The following is a 20,190-nucleotide window of genomic DNA, read 5'->3' as shown; positions in this document are numbered from 1 at the left end:
AATAGCCTCTTCGGGATGAAGAGGCTATTTTTTCTGGATTTGCTTGAGTTTGAAATGGAACAGGATCATCCGGATGCCTGAACCGAAGTCGAAGGTCGCGAGCATGACGAGGAGGTAAGTGAAGAATCCCCAGCCGGTTTCATTGACATTCTGGATGGCGAAGTAGGTGAACAAGCTGCCTAGCAAGATGTAGACAATGCCTGAAAATAAAGGCGATTGCTTCATAACTTAAAGTCCCCCAATAAAGCTCTGGATTTTTTCTGCTTCTCTTATCATTCTCTCGATGTCTTCCCTGAATACGGATTGAAGCAGGACAACGAACGTATTCATTGTGACATGGGCTATGATCGGAACGATGATCCGCTTTGTTTTTACATAAAGGAAAGCAAACGTAAAGCCCATGGCCGAATACAGGATGACATGCTCCGGCTCGAAATGCGCGAGTGCAAAGATCACTGAACTGATTAACGCAGCAAAAAAGAAATTCATTTTCTTATGCAGGCTTCCGAAGATGATTTTTCGGAAGACGATTTCTTCTAAAATTGGCCCGATGATCGAGCTGACAAGAATCACAATCGGAAAGTTCTCAATGAGGTTGATAATCTCCTGAGTATTTTCCGAGCCCATTTCAATTCCGAGCAGCCTTTCAATGCTTGCTGCAAAGGATTGAGCCATCAATGCAAGAAATACACCTGCGACGGCCCAGGCAGCCGAGCTTGCTGGCGATGCCATTCCGCGCAAATCTGCCTGCATCTTTGATTCTTTCCGTAAAATCAGCAGCACGATGATCAGTGTAAGTGTAAAGCTGATGACAAGCCAGTAAGGAATCGATAGGGTTTCCATTTCCTTAAGACTCTTACCCATACCAGCTCCCACAAAGGCAACGAGCGGAATTCCGACCAGGCTTGAAAGCTGCATGACAATATAGGCGATGATAATGTACCAGTATTCCTTTTTCAATATAAAAACTCCTTTTAGGCCTTTTCGTAAACTTAATGACTTTATATACGTTTTAATATGATTAAAGTTCCGTAATGCTATCTCTCCATTTTACTAGTAAGCAGCTTGAAAGTTCAAATCGTAGGATGCTGCCTAAAATAAATGGTTAAATATTCGGGGAAACCGCATACTCTTTAAGGTGGCCTTTTTTATACAAGCTTATATTAAAATTCGGAGAAATTTGCCGTCGAACATTGTGGAAAGGGAACGAAAAATAGTCCTTGCTGTTACTGGATTCCTAGCCAGGAACCTTATATAAATTTTATAAAAAAAATTGGACTTCATGCTTGCAAAAAAAATGGAGATTCATTAATATATAAATTGTGTTAGCACTCGATTGAGGAGAGTGCTAATAAAAAACAAATCTACATATTATTTGAGGAGGTTGATTCACTTGATTAAGCCATTAGGTGATCGCATTATTATTGAGCTTGTTGAGTCTGAAGAAAAAACTGCAAGCGGTATCGTTTTACCCGACACAGCGAAAGAAAAACCTCAAGAAGGTAAAGTCGTAGCTGTTGGCACTGGACGTGTCCTTGAAAACGGAGAGCGCGTGGCACTTGAAGTTGAAGTTGGCAACCGCATTATCTTCTCAAAATACGCTGGTACAGAAGTGAAGTACCAGGGAACTGAGTACCTGATCTTGCGTGAAAACGACATTCTTGCTGTAGTTGAATAGAAAAGCGGAAGCGCCTTGGTCAGCCCCGACAAGCGCTGGAGGGCTGGCCAGTGAAGTCGCTTTTTGACTTCATTGGCAGACCGAAGCGACTCGAGGGGCTAGGCGCTGGAGCTAGACACAATATGTGTTGAAGTTTCGTCTATCTTTTATATAACACAAATTTGAGGAGGGTTTTATAAAATGGCAAAAGACATTTTGTTCAGTGAAGAAGCACGCCGTGCGATGCTTCGCGGAGTTGACGCTCTTGCAAATGCGGTAAAAGTTACTCTTGGACCTAAAGGACGCAACGTGGTTCTTGAGAAGAAATTTGGATCACCACTAATCACAAACGATGGTGTGACAATCGCGAAAGAAATCGAACTTGAAGATGCTTTCGAAAACATGGGTGCTAAGCTTGTTGCTGAAGTAGCAAGCAAGACAAATGATGTTGCTGGTGACGGTACGACTACTGCGACAGTTCTTGCTCAAGCAATGATCCGTGAAGGTCTTAAGAACGTAACTGCGGGCGCTAACCCAATGGGCATCCGTAAAGGTATGGAAAAGGCTGTTATCACTGCTGTGGAAGAATTAAAGACTATTTCTAAGCCAATCGAAGGCAAAGCTTCAATCGCTCAAGTAGCATCAATCTCTGCTGCTGACGAAGAAGTTGGTCAATTGATTGCTGAAGCAATGGAGCGCGTTGGCAACGACGGCGTTATTACAATCGAAGAATCTAAAGGCTTCACAACAGAATTAGACGTTGTAGAAGGTATGCAGTTCGACCGCGGATATGCATCTCCATACATGGTAACTGATTCTGACAAAATGGAAGCAGTTCTTGAAAATCCATATATCTTGATCACTGACAAGAAGATCGCAAGCATCCAGGAAATCCTTCCTGTACTTGAGCAAGTTGTACAGCAAGGCAAGCCATTATTGATGATTGCTGAAGATGTTGAAGGTGAAGCACTTGCTACATTAGTAGTTAACAAGCTTCGCGGAACATTCAATGCAGTTGCAGTTAAAGCTCCTGGCTTCGGTGACCGCCGCAAAGCTATGCTAGAAGATATCGCTGCATTAACTGGCGGAGAAGTGATCACTGAAGAGCTTGGCCGTGAACTTAAATCTGCTACAATCACATCTTTAGGACGCGCTTCTAAAGTTGTTGTTTCAAAAGAAAACACGACAATCGTTGAAGGTGCTGGAGACAGCGCTCAAATCGCTAGCCGTGTTAACCAGATCCGCGTTCAAATGGAAGAAACAACTTCTGAATTTGACCGTGAAAAGCTACAAGAGCGCTTAGCTAAATTAGCTGGCGGCGTTGCAGTAATCAAAGTTGGTGCTGCTACTGAAACTGAATTAAAAGAACGCAAGCTTCGCATTGAAGATGCATTGAACTCAACTCGCGCTGCAGTTGAAGAAGGTATCGTATCCGGTGGTGGCGTTGCGCTTCTAAACGTTTACAACAAAGTATCTGAAATCCAGGCTGAAGGCGATGAAGCTACTGGTGTGAACATTGTACTTCGTGCAATGGAAGAGCCAGTTCGTCAGATCGCTCACAACGCAGGACTTGAAGGCTCTGTAATCGTGGAGCGTTTAAAGCGTGAAGAAGTCGGCACAGGCTTCAACGCAGCTACTGGTGCATGGGTTAACATGATCGAAGCTGGTATCGTGGACCCAACTAAGGTTACACGTTCAGCACTTCAAAACGCAGCATCTGTTGCGGCTATGTTCCTAACAACTGAAGCAGTTGTTGCTGACAAGCCAGAACCAGCTGGATCTGGAATGCCTGACATGAGCGGTATGGGCGGAATGGGCGGAATGATGTAAGGCTTCCCGAGCCATACATTTGAGAAATAGGTAAGCCTATTTTTCACCCTTTCTGAGAAGCAGTCATGTAAAAAACTTATATCAATAGCAATAACCACTTCCTATAAAAAATTAGGGAGTGGTTTTTTTGTTGTTAAAATTTGCGTATCAAGATTTTTTGGATGACAGACGGTTCAAGAACACGACTAAGACAAATATCAAAAATTATGAAATGCTTTTAGGGAAATTTGTTGATTATTGCATTGAGAATCAAGTTGTTAATGTTGAAGACATAACCTACAGTCATGTTCGGCAATATCTGTTAAATTGCCAAGAAAAAGGTGACAAAGCGGGTACAATCAACACTAAACTATTAAGAATCCGAGCATTTTTGAATTACATGGTTGAATGTGAAGTCATCAAGAACAATCCTGCTAAAAAAGTGAAAAAGCTAAAAGATGATGTAAAGATTGATGTTTTTACTGATGAACAAATACGGCAGATGTTAAACTTCTACAGGAGAATAAGGCAACGTGAAAAAAGCTATGTGGCTTATCGTGACTACATGATTATTGTAACTATTCTTGGCACAGGGATAAGACGGGGAGAAGTCATTAACCTTCAATGGTCTGATGTTGATTTCATCAATAAAACTATTTCTGTTTTTGGAAAGAGCAGGAGAAAAGAAACGATTCCCATTACGGATAAGTTGGCAAAAGAATTGGCGGGTTATCTTACCTTTTTTAAGCAATATTGGGGCAATTTGAGTGATTATGTTTTTGTGAAGCGGGATAATAAACAACTTACTGAAAATGCATTAATACTGGTTTTTCAATATTTACAAAAGAAAATGAACTTTAAAAATGTTCGGGTATCGGCACATACTTTCCGCCATACATTCTGTCATCGTCTTGCAATGTCTGGTATGAGTGCATTTGCGATTCAAAAGCTTATGAGACATCAGAATATCGCTGTAACGATGAAATATGTGGCGATGTGGGGAAATGAATTGAGGGAGCAAAATGATAAGTACAATCCGTTAAATAACTTGGATATTTAAGTCTAGTAACACACTATAGACGTTAGTACCGACTAGCCTTTTTTGTGTCACGGGGGTATGTTTATAGCTTATGCAAACCCGGAATATGCCACGGGGGGTCTAATGCACCTTTCCTGACACTCTGTCATAAAATCCACCGAACGAAAGCAAAAAAATCTGAATGAAAGCTCTATTTTATTTATCTATATCCCACTTCTTTTCATATAGATTATATAATATAGATTGTCAACAGAATATCCAAAGTATATTAATATATGGTAGAATTATCCTAAAAAGGGAGTGAGCTAATGTCATATTTAAAAGTAGTTGAAACAACTCTACCAGACTTTAGGGATTGCGATACAGAACCAATTATTAATAGCTTAACAGCTTCTCTTGGTATTCCAAGAACAGTATTAGCTAGTCAAGAAGATATTGGGATAGTCTGGTCCAACTTGAGGAAAATACTAGAAAATGTAAAGATTGAATATAGACATGAATTACTTGCGAGAATGGTTGTTTCCATTAGAATGGGACTTTTTAGTGCCGCTGTTAATGATATGTGGAACACTGCTATTTTAGCTTTACGTCAAAAGGTAAAGAACTTTGGATACTCAGAAGCAGCTTCGTTCTTAGAGCGGGATATTAATGAGAAGCTATTGTCAGAAATAAGGGATAAAGAATTGGTTGATATATGCGTTGAGTTAGGGTTTATAGATGATGACTCGTATTTTTTTATAAACACTTGTAGAGAGATAAGAAACAATTATTCTTCAGCACATCCATCAAACTCAATGTTAGATGGCACAGAACTCATATTTTTTATGCATCAATGTACTAAACATATACTAAGTAACGACACCCAATACGAAGGTTTTCCAGTATCTCAGTTTATGGCTGTTATTAAACAGGGGAAGATTAGCGACCAAGTCAAGGAAACCTATGTAGAAAAAATTCAAAGAGCAAATGAATTACAGAGGTCTGCAATATTAAAAATGTTATTTGCAAATTATGTAGATGAGAAAAATGATGAAAATGTTAGAGGGAACTGCCTTACAATTACTAGAGATACATGGGATTCTTATAGTGATAATGCAATTGCAGAACTATTAGGTTTATACTCTTCATACATGATGAAAGGCTCGGCTGATAAAAAAGGATATTCAGAAAGATTTTTTGAGAAAGTCGGCGCATTAGACTTACTTCCGCAAGATAAAGTTGCTTCGATAGTTCTAACTGCTATAAAGGATTTAGAAGAAGCACATCACGGAATGGATAATTTTTACAACGAAAAACCTTTTGCAGAGCGCCTTGCAGTTTCCTTTGATAAGAAGATACCAATTCCAATTTTGAAGCGATACACATATGTAGTAGCACTCTGTTACGTAGGTAATAGATATGGAACATCCGATTCTGCTTTACCCTTTTATCAACAAATGATAGAAAATTTTTCATTAAGAGAGGTTGAACAACTATTTTCTGTTGTAACTGAAGATAATTACTTAAAAAGCCGTATAGAGTCAGTACCAAGGTGCAAAAACATGTTTGTAAAGTTAATCAAACTTCTGAATGCTGATGCAATACCAGTAAAGAATAAGACAATATACGAAGCTTGGATGAAGAAGTAAAATCGGGTCTAACAATTTGACTTTTTTGAATATTTTCTTCATACTGTATATAATAGGGTTGTTTCAATTGAACAATACATTAAGCTGAATTTAAGCTAATGGTCAATAAACTCAAATATACGGGCGGAATGCCTGTTTTATTTGTCATGTTTATAGACTGTTGGCTTTTTTGTATGTCTATAAACATCTACCACATCTATTACTAAGGAGATGTTAACTGGATGCTTATTGAAGAAAATGAAGACAAAAATGTCTTTACTGAAGAAGAAGCTATTAATATTACGATGGAACATGGATATGATGGCTCTGAATTTGAAACAGCAGTCTGGAAAGATAGAGGGTGTTTGCATCCTAACAGAACAATGGAAGCACTAATACACAAATTAGAAACTATATTCCATAATGTTAAAGTAGAAGGGAAAGGGAAAAAACGTAAATACAACCTTAAAGGTAAAAAGGATGAAATGACAGAGCGGCAGTACAATTACAAAGGAACTGTACCAACTGTAGAAGAAGAAACGATGAAAGAATATTTCTTTAATATTCTTGTAAAGGATGGTCCAGGGAATAATCGTCCATACAGTGCTTGGATAAGAGAATTTGATTTGTTTCAACCAAATTCATTCTCCAATGATGAATTAATGGAAGAAATTAAAGAACTTCATAGAGGCGTTTTAGTTAATCCTAAAGAAATTGTGAGTGAGTTTAGTAAAGCGATTAACAATTATAACAAATCACTTATAGATAACTCATTTAGGCGATTAGAAAAAGAAGGAATAGTCACTAGGTCAATTAGTTACATCTTTAGAAATATTGATGGTAACTATGAGGAAGTTGACGAAGAAAGATATGCGGAAGCAGCAAATTTTAAGAAGGAATTAGTAGAAACATTTGGCATTAAATACACTCAGTATATTCAAGCATATTTTTCTTTTGGTCATAGAAGTGAAAGATTGGAGGGAATCATTAAAGAAGTAGATAAACAAATGGAAAAAGAGTTTGGTATTAAGTATATGTACCAAGCGATAGGAGTTTCATTAATATATGAAAAAGTAATAAAAGAGGTATCGAAAGAAGAATTTGACCAAGCGTATTTTAAGAAGTTTATAAAGTTAGCAAAGAATAGGCAGCAAAGTAAAAAATACCAAGAAAATAAATCCCACTGGAGAAGGACTTATCTAATGAACACGTTGAAGATTCTATCAATAATTTTAAAGGATAAATTAGAAATTGATGTACTGGAAGAACTATTACGTAAAGAAAGGAAAAGGCAATCAGATGATGAATTTTGGGATTATGATGGGGAAGATGATAATATTGTGTTTTAGTGTAAATTAGAAATGTATTTGTACACATCCGGAACTAATAATATGAAAATAATATACTAAAGTAGGTTGTGTACAAATTTTAACTTTCCTATTGAATAACCTAAAATAATATATTTTAGTCGATGTGAGGGGGGTTCGGGGGGTGGTGCATCGACAGCGTTGCACTTCATTTTGTGGCGGAGCCACAAATGAAATGCAATGTTTGTGGTAGCACCCCCCGAGTATTATCATTAATAATAATGTCAAAAACAGGAATGTATGTTCGTGTAAGAAAAATGTATTTATTTAAGTATTCGTTAGTCCTTTTTTGGTTATAATAAATAATTTATAAGCATGTATGAAAAAAAGATAATTTGTTAAAGCTCTTACTATTAAGCTATTGAAAGAAGGGCTACGGATTGAAGAAAAGAATAACATTAGAATTTGTTAAGTTATCTTTTGAAACAAACGGATATATTTTGCTAAGTAATGAGTACAAGAACGCGAAAACACATTTAAATGCTATATGTACTCAGGGGCATTCAGTTTCAATCACATGGGATGCCTTTAAGATGGGGCGTAGATGTGCGAGGTGTAGTAAAAGGAAAGTCACATTTGAGGATGTTGAAAAGTATGCTTCCAGTCATTGCTATAAATTACTTTCAACTAATTACGAAGGTGCAAAGAAAAAACTTATGTTCCAGTGTCCGAAAAGCCATACTTTTTTAATGAATTGGGACAATTTTAAACACAATGAAAGGCGATGTCCAGAATGTCAGGGGTTAAAAAGGTGGAATTATGAAGAAGTAAATGAATACTTTAGAAAACGTGGCTATGTATTGTTATCTAAAGTTTATGAAAATGTTAACCAGTCTTTAAAATACATTTGTCCTAATGGTCATGTAAGCTTTACTACTTTAAATAAATTTAAAAACGCTCAACATGGTTGTGATTACTGTGGTGGTTCAAAAAAACTAACACTTAAGTTCGTTAGTGTCCTATTTGCAAAGGAAGGCTTACTTCTTCTGGAAAAGGAGTATGTAAATGCTGGCACGCGAATGAAGTTTAAGTGCAGCTGTGGAAATATCGATACTGTAACCTATAGAAAATTCATGTGGGCTGTTGAAGGTAAAAACCCCAAACGTAAATGTTGGGAGTGCATGATTCCAGACTGGCATTATACTTTGAATGAAGAAGAGAGGATAAAGGCTAGAAAATATCCGAAATACTACCAATGGGTGAAAGAAGTAAAGGAACGTGACAATTACACATGCCAATGTTGTGGATATAGTGGCTCACAAGTTGTTGCCCATCATCTAGATGGCTATAGCTGGTGTAAGGAAAAGCGTACAGATGTTAACAATGGTGTTACATTATGCACCATTTGTCATGAAGCTTTCCATTCAAGATATGGTTTTAAGAATAATACCAATAGACAATACTATGATTTTAGATTAAGTGTGGAGGAAAATAGTGAGTGGAATGGTTAAAAAACGAACCGTAATGATATACGGTTCGTTTTCTTATTAATTCTGCATTTCGCTTTCTCTCATTATAATCAATAACTCAATTGCTGACATTTCTGGTAAGTAGGAAATAAACTCTTGTGAAAATTCTTCGACTAAGAAGTGAAAAGATTGAAGTTCTAATGAGATTTCGTAGTGGTGGAAGCGATGACGGGAATAAATAAGCAAACCCTTATAAGAAGGAAGAATGAATTACAGAAATAAGATACTCCTAAGAGTAACATTTGAGATATACTTATACTGGAAATTATTAGTTAAGGGAAATTTACTTTCGATTTGGGGAGATTAGCATGGAAGTAGAATTTGATATAGAAAAATGGCGTCAAGAAAATCCAATGGACTACAGAAAAGCTATAGAAATTTTAAAAATAGACAGTAGTAGTGAAGCATTCTTTACATTATTAAGAGTAGCCCAGTTACATATTACAAAAAAAGTCTATAAGTATTATTCTTTAACGGATAACAATAATTTAAATAATTTAAAATTAAAAACTTTAAGGAACGGTCAGATTTTCCTTTCCCCTATGTCTCATCTTAATGACCCATTTGAAGGAAAATCATTTTTTTATAATGAGCGAGAATTACAACAAATAAAACGTTTAAGAGAACATAATGGGAAGTTGATTGATGATTTTTCATCCTTGAGTTTAATTACATCAATGACCAAAAATAATGTTCAAAGTATGCCCATGTGGGCACATTATTCAAATAATCATTCAGGATATTGTGTAGAGTACGACACTGATGATAAAAGAAACTTCCAGCTAAAAAGCCTCTTGATGCCTGTTCAGTATACGGAGGAAAGATTAGATGTTACTGATATTATTAAAGACCAAGCTTTAAAAATCATTAGAAGGATAGAGGAAGACATAAGATTAGGGAAAAAGAAAATTCTTTTTGATGACTTCATGATAATATGGCTTTCGATATTTTATAGTTGTGTAAAACATACTAGCTGGAACTACGAAAATGAACTAAGAGTTTTAGTTGGCAATTCTAATAAGCAATATTTAGACGCCCACCCTAGTTCGATATATATAGGTATGAAATGTAGTAAAGATAACAAAGAACAACTAGTAGAAATAGCGAATCATCTTAATATTCCTGCATACCAAATGTGCTTTAATGAACATTCAACAAGTTTTCAATTAAATTATGATTTGGTGAATTAAAGTGTATAAGCGTTTTTATTTCATATATTGTTAGAAAACTAATTATTAATAGGGGGATATAATCAGTGAGCTCAGAGGAAGGTTTATTAAGTCAAGCTTTTGAAATGTGGACTGACTTTAAAAATGAGATACTATATAGGAATAGATTTAACATTAAACACGAGGTCTTAGATATACTAGAAAGTATTGCTAACTCCTGTGAAAGTACACTTGAAAGTGGAGAAATTCTTTATAGAGCAAGAATTTATACAGCGGACACAACATTTCTCCATTATTTAAAAGCAGAAGAAATTTCAGAGGAAAATAATTTATTTAAACATTTTAATAAAGCAAAGATTAATAATAAAATGAAAACAAAATTCTGGGGTTATGATGAAAAGGATTCATTTGTTCCATTAGACAATAACATTGTTAGTGATGGGAGAGCTAATCCAAGTTATATAAAATATCTTTATACAGCAGAAGAGCCCTATACAGCTCTTGTTGAAGTCAGACCGTATTTAGGAAGCAGGGTAAGCATTGCAGAAATTAAAGTCAATGAACCACTAATTATTACTGACTTTTCTTATGATTCTTTTGGGAAATTGAATGGTTTGGAACAAAACCTATTATTTATGATAATGAGAGATTTCTCTAGACCTTCAGACTTTGACAAGAAAAGCTACATACCTACACAGTATGTATCAGAGTTTATAAAAAATTTAGGGTTAGAAGGAATAAAATTTAACAGCTCCCTCCACGAAAGAGGAAGGAATATAACGATTTTTAATTACGAGAAGTGTCAGGCAATAGGTTCTTCACTTTATGAGGTAGAGGATATATGCTTTGAAGCAAAAGGAATTGCTCCATTGCATCAAAAGACTTTAATACATCATAAGATTGAGCCGTTTAAATTTAAACAGGCACAAGAACTACTAGATAAGCTTGGTAAAAAAAATTATGATAAATAAATTTGAGCCATGACCACTTTACCAAATATCGTCACTACTTTATAATTATATTGGAGGATTTAACCAGAGAAGTGGTTATCGCTAAATAAATATAAGTAAAACATGATTATATCGCTACTTTTTGCATCCGTAGCGGCTATGTTCTTAACAACTGAAGCAGTTGTTGCTGACAAGCCAGAACCAGCTGGATCTGGAATGCCTGACATGAGCGGCATGGGTGGAATGGGCGGAATGATGTAATTCCGTTAAATAAGAATGATTAAAGGATCTGTCCCTCTGTGGGGACGGATTCTTTTTTTTGGTGGATGGAGGTGCTTCATTCGTTTGTAGAGGCTATGCTGTGGTATTTATTGCTGACATGCCGGAAGAAAACAAAGATGGCATGCCAGACATGGGTGGATGTAATATCAGCCACTTACTATTGGGAAATAGCGAATGCTCTTTTAGTCTAAAGTGAGAACTGGTCACAATAATAAATTTCTAACTAATGTAGAGACTACTTTCTAATATAGGGGAGGCAGTCTCTTTTTATCTTTAAAATTTACAGATTTGCTCTTTTTTAATCCGTATCGTATGGCGATACAGCTTGCAAATGAATCTGAAAACCTTCATATTTATAGTAAAGGAGGTTCGATATGCGACGCGATATACAACCCAATGAACGAGCTTTCTCTTCCAAGGAAGTAGCAGAAGAGGTGGGGATTGCCACTCCTACTGTTCGAAAGTATGGCCAGATCTTAGAGCGGAATGGATATGAGTTCTTGAAAGATGGCGATCGACGTATCTTTGTTTCATCTGATATCGGAGCGCTTATAGCGTTACGCGATACGGACAAGCCCCTAGACGATACGGCAAAAGATCTTGTATCACTGCTAAAAGAAAGATTAGAAGATTCTACTGGAACAGAGGTTGCGATTTCTGATACATATGAGAATTTACCCCAAGACCCAAATCAATTAAAAGAAGTACTAATGTTTGTCGTCAATGAACTTGCAGCTGCACGTGAAATGAATGTCCAGCTTGCAAACGATATGGCACAGCTCAAAACAACGGTTTCACAGCTTCAGCAGGACCATCATGTTATTAGTTCAAGTATTGGTAATTCAGCACAAAGAACGAATGCTAAAATAGAAAAATTAACGGAACAACAAAAAAACTATTACGAAACAATGCTGCAGCAAGAACAACAAAAAAGTGAACTCTTGCAAAAAGAAATCCAAAGTATGCGGGAAGAACAAAAAAAAGAATGGCGTTCACAAAATGATTTTAATAATCGTTTAGAAGAAGCGATACAAAGACCAAAAGATAAATGGAGTCTATTTTTCTCCTTATTCCGGAAATAGTAGATTTTGATGTTCATTCTATCTGGTTATCGAAAAAACAAAGGCTTTATTGATATTCATTTATGGTTTGTTTAAGCGATATGCATCTAATCGGAACTCGTAAATTGAAACCAATACAAAGCATGTGCGAGGCAATTGAAAGTCAATTCAACTGGTCAAGCAGGGGTTAATCTGTTCTTTTTCCGTTTCGTATCGTTGGGCGATATAAATGACGGTTAAATTCCAATTGTTATAAATAGAAATTGAGGGTCAAAGATTCACCACCTATTTGAAAATATAGTGTTGAAACGATATGGAAGCACTATAGAGTTACATGATACGGACAAGTCCCTGGATGTATATAGTTAGTGACCTTATGTATCAGCAAAAGGAATCATTAGATGTTTCATTGACCTAGAGATAAGAAATTTACCCCGTGTTCTCATTTTTCATATTTCAACAATTTCCCGAGAAATATCTGCAAATTTTGAGTGATATCGACAAACTAAAAAGGGCAATTTTTTCACTTAGAGGCCTTCCATTCGTTCTCTGAACTTTTAGGAAGCCTCTTTTTGTGTTGCTTTTATCACTATATAGCTAGCAACATACATTCTTTTGTCACCACATAACAGATTATTCATTTTAAAAGGATTAACTCTTGCAAAAAAGTATGCCAATACCTATACAGTGTGGCCAAGCCATAAATCTTTGAGAATCATAGAGTGTAGTGACCGACTATGAAGTTGGTCAGAAATCTACCGGCAATGCTCAAGATGCCTTTGTAGTAAGAGGGCAAAATACACTTGTATATGGCAACCAGGCGGAGGGCAACTCCTTCAACGGCATTTTAATCGGAGATGGCAACAATTCTGTTGCAGTAAACAACAATATAGGGAACAATAGCTACGACGTTATTGAAATTTCTAGCCAAAGCAACATTGCATACGGCAGCGAGGTGGAAGAAAACCGCGGTCCGGCATTGAAGTGATCTGAAACCTTAACATCGTTCAAGACATCAACATGCACTGGTAGAAAAAGATTGCCAGTTTGTGACACAGCTGAGGCTGTCGAGCGGATGAAGTTATCCTTAGAAAAAGAAGCTATATAAATGATCTGCCTCATAAAAGTGGGGCGGATTTTTTTATGAATAAAGAAGGAGCATAGCTTAGCTCGGAATACAGGACTCCATTTCGTGGTGGTGTCCATTTTTTAATTTGACGGGAATTTTTTCATGGCGACAGGACGATTAGGGAAAGCCAATTTTAAGCGACGAGATTTATTTGGAAAAAAATATAATTGTGTTTGTTGACAAAAATCGTTTACGGTTGTAAACTAAAATCATAAATCGATTACACTTGTAAATAATTTTAAAAATAGAGGTGCTGCAAAATGACGAATGAAGAAAAATTGGAGATTACGGATTCTGAGTGGGAAATCATGCGAGTGGTTTGGACGCGCAAGAAGGCGACGAGCAAGGAGATTATCAGCATCCTGCAGGAGAAGAAAGACTGGAAGCCTGCGACCACGAAAACTTTCATTGGCCGCCTGGTAAAAAAGGGAGCGCTGAATACCGAGACAGTCGGGAACAAGTTTATTTACACGGCGGCTGTCAGTGAGGAAGAGAGCCTGAAGTCGCTGAAGGAAGGACTATTCAATCACATCTGCAACACGGCGGTTGGAAAAACAATTGCGGATCTGATACGTGATGCGACCCTTAGCCATGGTGATATCGCGATGATCGAGGAAGTTTTAAAAGCAAAGAAAAAGGATGCAGTAGATGAAATCGTCTGCAATTGCGTCCCTGGGCAGTGCCATTGTAAGGAAAATCATAATATGAGCTGTCATTGAAAAGGAGTGTTACTAAAATGGAAAAAATTATATTTAAAGTGAATGGAATGAGCTGCGGGCATTGTGTGGGGAAAGTGGAAAAAGCTTTGAAGGAGCTGCCAGGCGTTGAGGCAGTGAAGGTTGATTTGAAGAAGGGAACAGCAAAAGTGAAGTACGATGATTCGAAGTTGACTATCAATGATTTGAATGAAGCGGTTCGTGAAGCTGGTTATGAATCAGAACCGACATCTAAAAGGTGGCTGATCTAAATGACTGAGAAAATCCTGTCCATTGAAGGAATGACATGTGCATCATGTGCGCAGTCTGTTGAAAAAGCGGTGAAGAAACTGGCAGGTGTAGTGGAAGCAAGTGTGAACCTTGCAACAGAGAAGTTAAAAGTGAATTATGATGAGAATGTTTTATCTGTAAAAGAAATTCAAGATGCTGTCTCGGATGCAGGATATAAAGCACTTACAGATGTGGTGATGAAAACATTCGTCATTAATGGAATGACGTGTGCTTCCTGCGTGCAATCAGTAGAAAAAGCAACCCGAAAATTACCTGGAGTCATGGAAGCAAATGTAAACATGGCAACTGAAAAAATGGTGATTCAATATGATCCAACTGCTGTCACGGTGGCTGATATTAAAAAAGCGGTTCAGGATGCTGGCTATGAAGCAGTCGAGGATGTGGAATCATCAAACACGGTTGACGAAGACAGGGCCAAGAAGGAAAAGCACATCAAGGACATGTGGAGACGCTTCTGGATTTCAGGCGTGTTCACAGTTCCACTGCTGCTGATTGCAATGGGACACATGCTTGAATTTCCGCTTCCGGAAATGATTGATCCAATGCACAATCCGGCTGCCTTCGCGAATGTTCAGCTTGTCCTGGAAATTCCCGTGATGATTTTAGGGAAGCCATTTTTCACAGTCGGTTTCAAGACGCTGATTAAGCGACATCCTAACATGGATTCGCTCGTCGCATTGGGAACGAGCGCTGCCTTCCTTTACAGTGCTTTTGCAACGGTGATGATCGTGCTGGGTAACCACAGCTATGCAGGGAATTTATATTATGAATCAGCAGCGGTTATTTTAACGCTGATCACTTTGGGTAAATATTTCGAAGCTCTTTCAAAAGGAAAAACGTCTGAAGCGATTAAAAAGCTGATGGGGCTTGCGCCTAAGACGGCAATTATATTGAAGGACGGCAAAGAAATCGAAATCTCTGTAGACGAAGTTCAAGTCGATGACATGATCATTGTGAAGCCAGGAGAAAAGATGCCGGTGGACGGTGTAGTGGTAGAAGGTCGTACTTCAGTGGATGAAGCGATGTTGACTGGAGAAAGCATTCCGGTTGAAAAAGGTATTGGATCAAAAATCATTGGTGCCAGCATTAATAAAAATGGTGCGATCCGTTATGAAGCAACTAAGGTCGGAAAGGACACCGCATTATCGCAAATTATTAAACTAGTAGAGGATGCACAGGGTTCGAAGGCGCCGATCGCTAAATTGGCGGACATCATTTCCGGTTACTTTGTGCCAATCATTATTGTGCTGGCGATCCTTACAGGCTTTGCCTGGTACTTTGCTGGTCAGTCAGGACTGTTTGCATTCACGATTGCCATCTCCATTCTGGTCATAGCCTGCCCGTGTGCGCTGGGATTGGCGACACCAACTGCGATTATGGTCGGAACAGGCAAGGGAGCAGAGAACGGAGTACTGATCAAGAGCGGCGGTGCGCTTGAAACCACACACAAGGTTGATACGATTGTCTTTGATAAAACGGGCACTATTACAGAAGGGAAGCCTAAGGTAACGGATATTGTCACTGCGGGCGGTCTTTCGGAGGACGAACTGCTCGTGCTTGCTGCTTCTGCGGAAAAGGGGTCTGAACACCCGCTGGGAGAAGCGATTGTCCTGGCTGCCGAGGAAAAAGGGTTTAGTGTAGTAAAAACAGATTCTTTTAATGCGATCGTTGGCCATGGAATTGAAGTGAACATCGAGGGTAAAAATATCCTTCTCGGTAACCGCAAGCTCATGGATGACCGGGGGATTGAACTGGCTGAATTGGCTGACACATCCGACCAGCTGGCGAACGAAGGCAAAACTCCGATGTATATTGCAATCAATGGAACAATTGCCGGAATCATCGCAGTAGCTGATACGGTAAAAGAAACAAGTATGAAAGCAATTCAAAAGCTGCATAAGATGGGCATTGAAGTCGCGATGATTACAGGTGACAACAAGCGTACTGCTGAGGCAATCGCCAAGCAGGTAGGCATTGACCGGGTTTTGAGCGAAGTATTACCTGAGGACAAAGCGAATGAAGTCAAAAAGCTTCAGGAGGACGGCAGGAAAGTCGCAATGGTTGGGGATGGCATTAATGATGCCCCAGCCCTGGCTCAGGCAGACGTCGGGATTGCGATCGGCTCCGGTACAGACGTTGCGATGGAATCCGCAGACATCGTCCTGATGAGAAGTGACCTGATGGATGTTCCAACGGCCGTCGAACTAAGCAAAGCAACCATCCGCAACGTAAAACAGAACCTCTTCTGGGCATTTGCCTATAACATCGTTGGTGTTCCAGTTGCGATGGGCGTGCTGTATCTTTTTGGCGGACCATTGTTAAATCCAATGATTGCCGGCGCAGCGATGAGCTTGAGCTCAGTATCTGTGCTGCTTAACGCACTGCGGTTGAAGGGGTTCAAGCCTTCGAGAAGCTGATTTGAGAGTAGAGGACCTATCCTATTTGGGATGGGTCCTTTTTGAATCAAAAAGCAAGGCATTTATTTTATAATAGATTCATATAAATGAAGCGGCCATTGGAAAACAAAGTAAAAAGGTACATAAGGCCCAGGAACTTATCCACCAAGGATGCGTAAATAAACACAAAAAGTGAAACAGTCCATTCCGGAGGAGGAAGCCATGAATTCCAAGAATCCTATTTTAACAGCGCTGCTGCTGGTAATGAGCACGATTTTAATTCTCTCAGGCTGCAGCGACCCAAGTCCGAGCGACGCAAAAGCCAAAGCGGAGAAAAAAGAAGAGGATAAATATGAAAAGCTCGTAAAGGAAAAAAACAAGGAAATCGAGCTTCAGCCACTCGAGCTCAGTTCCTATAATGAAGAAATCAATTCAACTTTTACAAAACCGGATTACAAGGAGTTTGCCGTTAACGGTGAAGTAATTGTAGAAGGAAAGGTTGAAAAATTCTCTTCGTTAAAATCGAATTACGTCTGGATTAAGGTTTCCGCTGATGAGGAAGGTCCAGCCGGAAATCAGCATGAGTACTACACGATATTAAAAGAAGGAAAGTTCAAGCAGAAGATTCACTTTTTCAATGGTGAGGGGAAGTACCATGTAAGTGTCCAGCTCCCGAGCACCGAAACGGAGGATTATTATTTTGAGGCGACGGCTTTTGATGTCCATAATGTAAATCCTGAAATCAAGCGCGATATTACGCTGACTCCTTTTGGCCAGGAAGCAGAAATGGCACTCAACATGGACACGAGCTATGTAAAAGAAAATGAGATTTTCAGTTTGAAAGGGGAAGCGGAAAAGCTGACGGATGCGGATACCGTCATGCTCAAGCTTACCAAGGATTCAGAAAGCTGGAAGCATGTCCTCCCAATCAAGGATGGGCAGTTCAGCTATGATGTCCCTTTATTTTACGGGAAAGGCGTTCATGAGCTGGAGGTTCTGGTACCGGATGAGGAACGGGAAAATTACTACCAGACTGCTACGACAATTTTAATTGATAATGAGTCTGACCGTACGATGCTGCCGATTGAGTATATGGATGTCTACCGCGAGAGAGGAGTGACGCTGGAGTCGCCGGTATTTGGCGGCGAGGAGGCGTCAGGCAAGTATCGTGTAAAGGGAAAGATAGATCCAAATGCTGAGTTCGGACCTGAAACGACACATATTTATATCACTACGAAAAAAGGGGAAGATGAAGCTTTAGATGTTATTCCGGTTAAAGATTTCAAATTTGATGACTCTTTTTACCTTCGCTTCGGCCCTGGAACGTATGAGATCATCCTCAGTGTGCCGGAGATAAAAGAAGAGAAAAGCGACTACTTCAGGTATTTTGGCTTTGCCAGGTTCGAAGTTGAATCTACTGGCGAAGATCAGCGGGACCTTCTGCCATCAAGGGGCGTCCAGTCCAATGCGGAACCAATTAAACAGCTGGCAGAGGACATTACAGCCGGTAAGAGCACGGACAGAGATAAAGCAAAGGCGATTTATGAATATGTAGCCAAAACGGTTGCTTATGATGTTGAAAAGCTGGAGACGGATGATTTCAATTGGGATGACAGTGCTTTGAAAACCTTGGAGTTGAAATCTGGTGTCTGCCAGGATTATTCGTATCTGACAATTGCCCTGCTGAGAGCGAGCGATATTGAAGCCCGATTTGTTGAAGGCATGGCCAGAGGCGGCTGGTGGCCGTCAAAGCATGCATGGGTCGAAGCAAACCTTGAGGGAGAATGGATTACAATGGACCCGACATGGGGTTCAGGTTATGTAGATGATGGAAAGTTTGTCGCCAAATATGATGAAAAGTATTTTGACCCTGATATGGTTGAGTTTGAAAATACTCATACTAGGACTGGGGTGGCATATTAAAAATAGAGACTGCCTGTTCTTGCAGCGTATAGAAGGACTACTTCCATGGAGGTAGTCTTTTTTGTTATTTAGCCCCCAATCTATCATTATTGCCACCATTCAATATAAGAATGGTAGCTTATTTTAGTTAAAGCTTGATGAAATTTATTTTTGAACTGAGAAAACTCATCAAATTTAAATGGTATTAACTTTTAGTAATGACATGAGCCGTTTCCAAATCAACGGGGCCAACAGGACCAACAGGACCAACAGGTGAGGATGGAGAAGATGGCCAGAAGCAGGAGGGAATGGGAAAAATCCAACCACCATTTCTTCTACCAAAAGATTGAGGTTGCGGTGTAGTTGGCGATTTTGCCCGGTTTTTCATGTTCTGCGAGATAACAATAGTCCTATATATAGAATTAGATAAACATTGTCTCTAAATCTAAACCTTCTTCACAGCCTCCACCTCCATTTATGTTCTAAGGCAGGTGTGGAATTTCCCCAACGCTTCCGGATTTTATATAAATAGTCCAATCCCCTGTAGAGAGATTCCCATAATATATTGTGTTCTCAATAAAAAATAAGGGAGTGAAATAATTGAGAGATAAAGAGAATCACAATAAGGGAATTTCGGCGAATATTAGCAATTGTCCAAACAGAAACGTAGTACCGGACGTAAATTTTGATGCAAGGATAAGCAAGGTACCGGTAGTCTTAGCTGAGATTGAAGTTAGTACCCATGTTAAAGCTAACATTACCTTTCCTGAAGATGTACTGGAAATCAAGGATATAAAAAAACGAGTAGTCCTTGTGCAATGTCGTCTGCTTGTGCCAACCAATCAGCTATTCATAAAAGGATACGTAGAAAAAAATATCAGATACGCTGCTGCACCAGCGGGATGGATGCGGAAGTCTATAGACTCAAATATCCGATCTCTTACCGTGAAAGTTCCTTTTGAATGTACCACTTCAATTAGGGAGTTCATTACTCGTCCAGTAGACGTTCAATTTAACCAGCGCAGTGAATTTGATTTTTTGATTACCAAACCTTTACCGGAAGGCTTTCCTGAAAAAGATGAACTGCTAACGAGCGACCTTTCGCAATTTCATCAAGCTAGTACTCAACACTATAATGAACTTCCATACTGTGATTTGGTCTCCAGCAATATTGTAGAGTGGGATGAAGCAACAGACAGGGTGCCGTTACAAGAAGGAGCAATATTTGAAGGAACCTTTAGGAACGTTGTGGAAAAGATGATTGTCAATTTTACAATCAAGCTGCTTCAGAAACAACAAGTCCCAATTGGTGGAGGAGCGACAGGACCAACAGGGCCAACAGGACC

19 protein-coding genes and 1 pseudogene are annotated in these 20,190 nt (G+C 38.9%); 18 read left to right on the top strand and 2 right to left on the bottom strand.

What is annotated here, in order from left to right:
• Positions 1–24: 24 nt before the first annotated feature.
• A complete protein-coding gene (locus tag V7654_RS22170) occupies positions 25–225 on the bottom strand; it encodes a YdiK family protein (protein WP_207503119.1) in 201 nt (66 codons plus the stop codon).
• Between the two features lie 3 nt (positions 226–228).
• Positions 229–960, bottom strand: a complete 732-nt coding sequence (locus V7654_RS22165; RefSeq protein WP_335433014.1) for a CPBP family intramembrane glutamic endopeptidase — start codon at positions 958–960, stop codon at positions 229–231.
• Between the two features lie 433 nt (positions 961–1,393).
• Between V7654_RS22165 and groES the strand changes: the two genes are divergently transcribed.
• From groES to V7654_RS22080, 18 genes and pseudogenes are all read left to right on the top strand, one after another.
• Positions 1,394–1,678, top strand: a complete 285-nt coding sequence (gene groES, locus V7654_RS22160; RefSeq protein WP_041967795.1) for a co-chaperone GroES — start codon at positions 1,394–1,396, stop codon at positions 1,676–1,678.
• Positions 1,679–1,858: 180 nt separating this feature from the next.
• A complete protein-coding gene (gene groL / locus V7654_RS22155; RefSeq protein ID WP_335433013.1) occupies positions 1,859–3,487 on the top strand; it encodes a chaperonin GroEL in 1,629 nt (542 codons plus the stop codon).
• Between the two features lie 118 nt (positions 3,488–3,605).
• The gene (locus V7654_RS22150) at positions 3,606–4,526 is read left to right on the top strand and encodes a tyrosine-type recombinase/integrase (protein ID WP_335433012.1); all 921 of its coding nucleotides are present in this window, start codon (positions 3,606–3,608) and stop codon (positions 4,524–4,526) included.
• Between the two features lie 287 nt (positions 4,527–4,813).
• Positions 4,814–6,133, top strand: a complete 1,320-nt coding sequence (locus tag V7654_RS22145) for a hypothetical protein (protein ID WP_335433011.1) — start codon at positions 4,814–4,816, stop codon at positions 6,131–6,133.
• Positions 6,134–6,354: 221 nt separating this feature from the next.
• Complete coding sequence (locus V7654_RS22140) at positions 6,355–7,461, top strand: hypothetical protein (protein ID WP_335433010.1); 1,107 nt, start codon at positions 6,355–6,357, stop codon at positions 7,459–7,461.
• A gap of 398 nt (positions 7,462–7,859) precedes the next feature.
• On the top strand, positions 7,860–8,930 hold the full coding sequence (locus V7654_RS22135; RefSeq protein WP_335433009.1) for an HNH endonuclease: 1,071 nt from the start codon (positions 7,860–7,862) through the stop codon (positions 8,928–8,930).
• 171 nt (positions 8,931–9,101) lie between these two features.
• Positions 9,102–9,170, top strand: a complete 69-nt coding sequence (locus V7654_RS23980) for a hypothetical protein (RefSeq protein ID WP_438825336.1) — start codon at positions 9,102–9,104, stop codon at positions 9,168–9,170.
• 86 nt (positions 9,171–9,256) lie between these two features.
• A complete protein-coding gene (locus V7654_RS22130; protein WP_335433008.1) occupies positions 9,257–10,138 on the top strand; it encodes a DUF2971 domain-containing protein in 882 nt (293 codons plus the stop codon).
• 65 nt (positions 10,139–10,203) lie between these two features.
• Positions 10,204–11,088, top strand: coding sequence for an RES family NAD+ phosphorylase (locus tag V7654_RS22125; RefSeq protein WP_335433007.1), 885 nt, complete (start codon positions 10,204–10,206; stop codon positions 11,086–11,088).
• A gap of 123 nt (positions 11,089–11,211) precedes the next feature.
• Positions 11,212–11,328: pseudogene (locus tag V7654_RS22120) on the top strand (hypothetical protein); the annotation flags it as partial.
• Positions 11,329–11,399: 71 nt separating this feature from the next.
• Positions 11,400–11,540, top strand: coding sequence for a hypothetical protein (locus tag V7654_RS22115; RefSeq protein ID WP_335433006.1), 141 nt, complete (start codon positions 11,400–11,402; stop codon positions 11,538–11,540).
• A 183-nt stretch (positions 11,541–11,723) separates the two neighbouring features.
• Complete coding sequence (locus tag V7654_RS22110; protein ID WP_335433005.1) at positions 11,724–12,431, top strand: hypothetical protein; 708 nt, start codon at positions 11,724–11,726, stop codon at positions 12,429–12,431.
• Between the two features lie 706 nt (positions 12,432–13,137).
• On the top strand, positions 13,138–13,398 hold the full coding sequence (locus V7654_RS22105; RefSeq protein WP_335433004.1) for a right-handed parallel beta-helix repeat-containing protein: 261 nt from the start codon (positions 13,138–13,140) through the stop codon (positions 13,396–13,398).
• 401 nt (positions 13,399–13,799) lie between these two features.
• On the top strand, positions 13,800–14,258 hold the full coding sequence (locus V7654_RS22100) for a CopY/TcrY family copper transport repressor (RefSeq protein ID WP_335433003.1): 459 nt from the start codon (positions 13,800–13,802) through the stop codon (positions 14,256–14,258).
• Between the two features lie 17 nt (positions 14,259–14,275).
• Positions 14,276–14,506 (top strand): copper chaperone CopZ, encoded by a 231-nt coding sequence (gene copZ / locus V7654_RS22095; protein WP_335433002.1) that lies wholly within the window; start codon positions 14,276–14,278, stop codon positions 14,504–14,506.
• Complete coding sequence (locus V7654_RS22090) at positions 14,507–16,963, top strand: heavy metal translocating P-type ATPase (RefSeq protein ID WP_335433001.1); 2,457 nt, start codon at positions 14,507–14,509, stop codon at positions 16,961–16,963.
• 201 nt (positions 16,964–17,164) lie between these two features.
• Complete coding sequence (locus V7654_RS22085) at positions 17,165–18,865, top strand: transglutaminase-like domain-containing protein (RefSeq protein ID WP_335433000.1); 1,701 nt, start codon at positions 17,165–17,167, stop codon at positions 18,863–18,865.
• Positions 18,866–19,444: 579 nt separating this feature from the next.
• Positions 19,445–20,190, top strand: a 746-nt coding sequence (locus tag V7654_RS22080; protein WP_335432999.1) for a CsxC family protein, incomplete at its 3' end; no start/stop codon positions are given.

Source organism: Bacillus sp. JJ1609, from assembly GCF_036967045.1.
Taxonomy (GTDB): Bacteria; Bacillota; Bacilli; order Bacillales; family Cytobacillaceae; genus Mesobacillus.
Note: the sequence above shows the minus strand (reverse complement) of the source record. Positions and strands in the feature narration are given on the sequence as shown.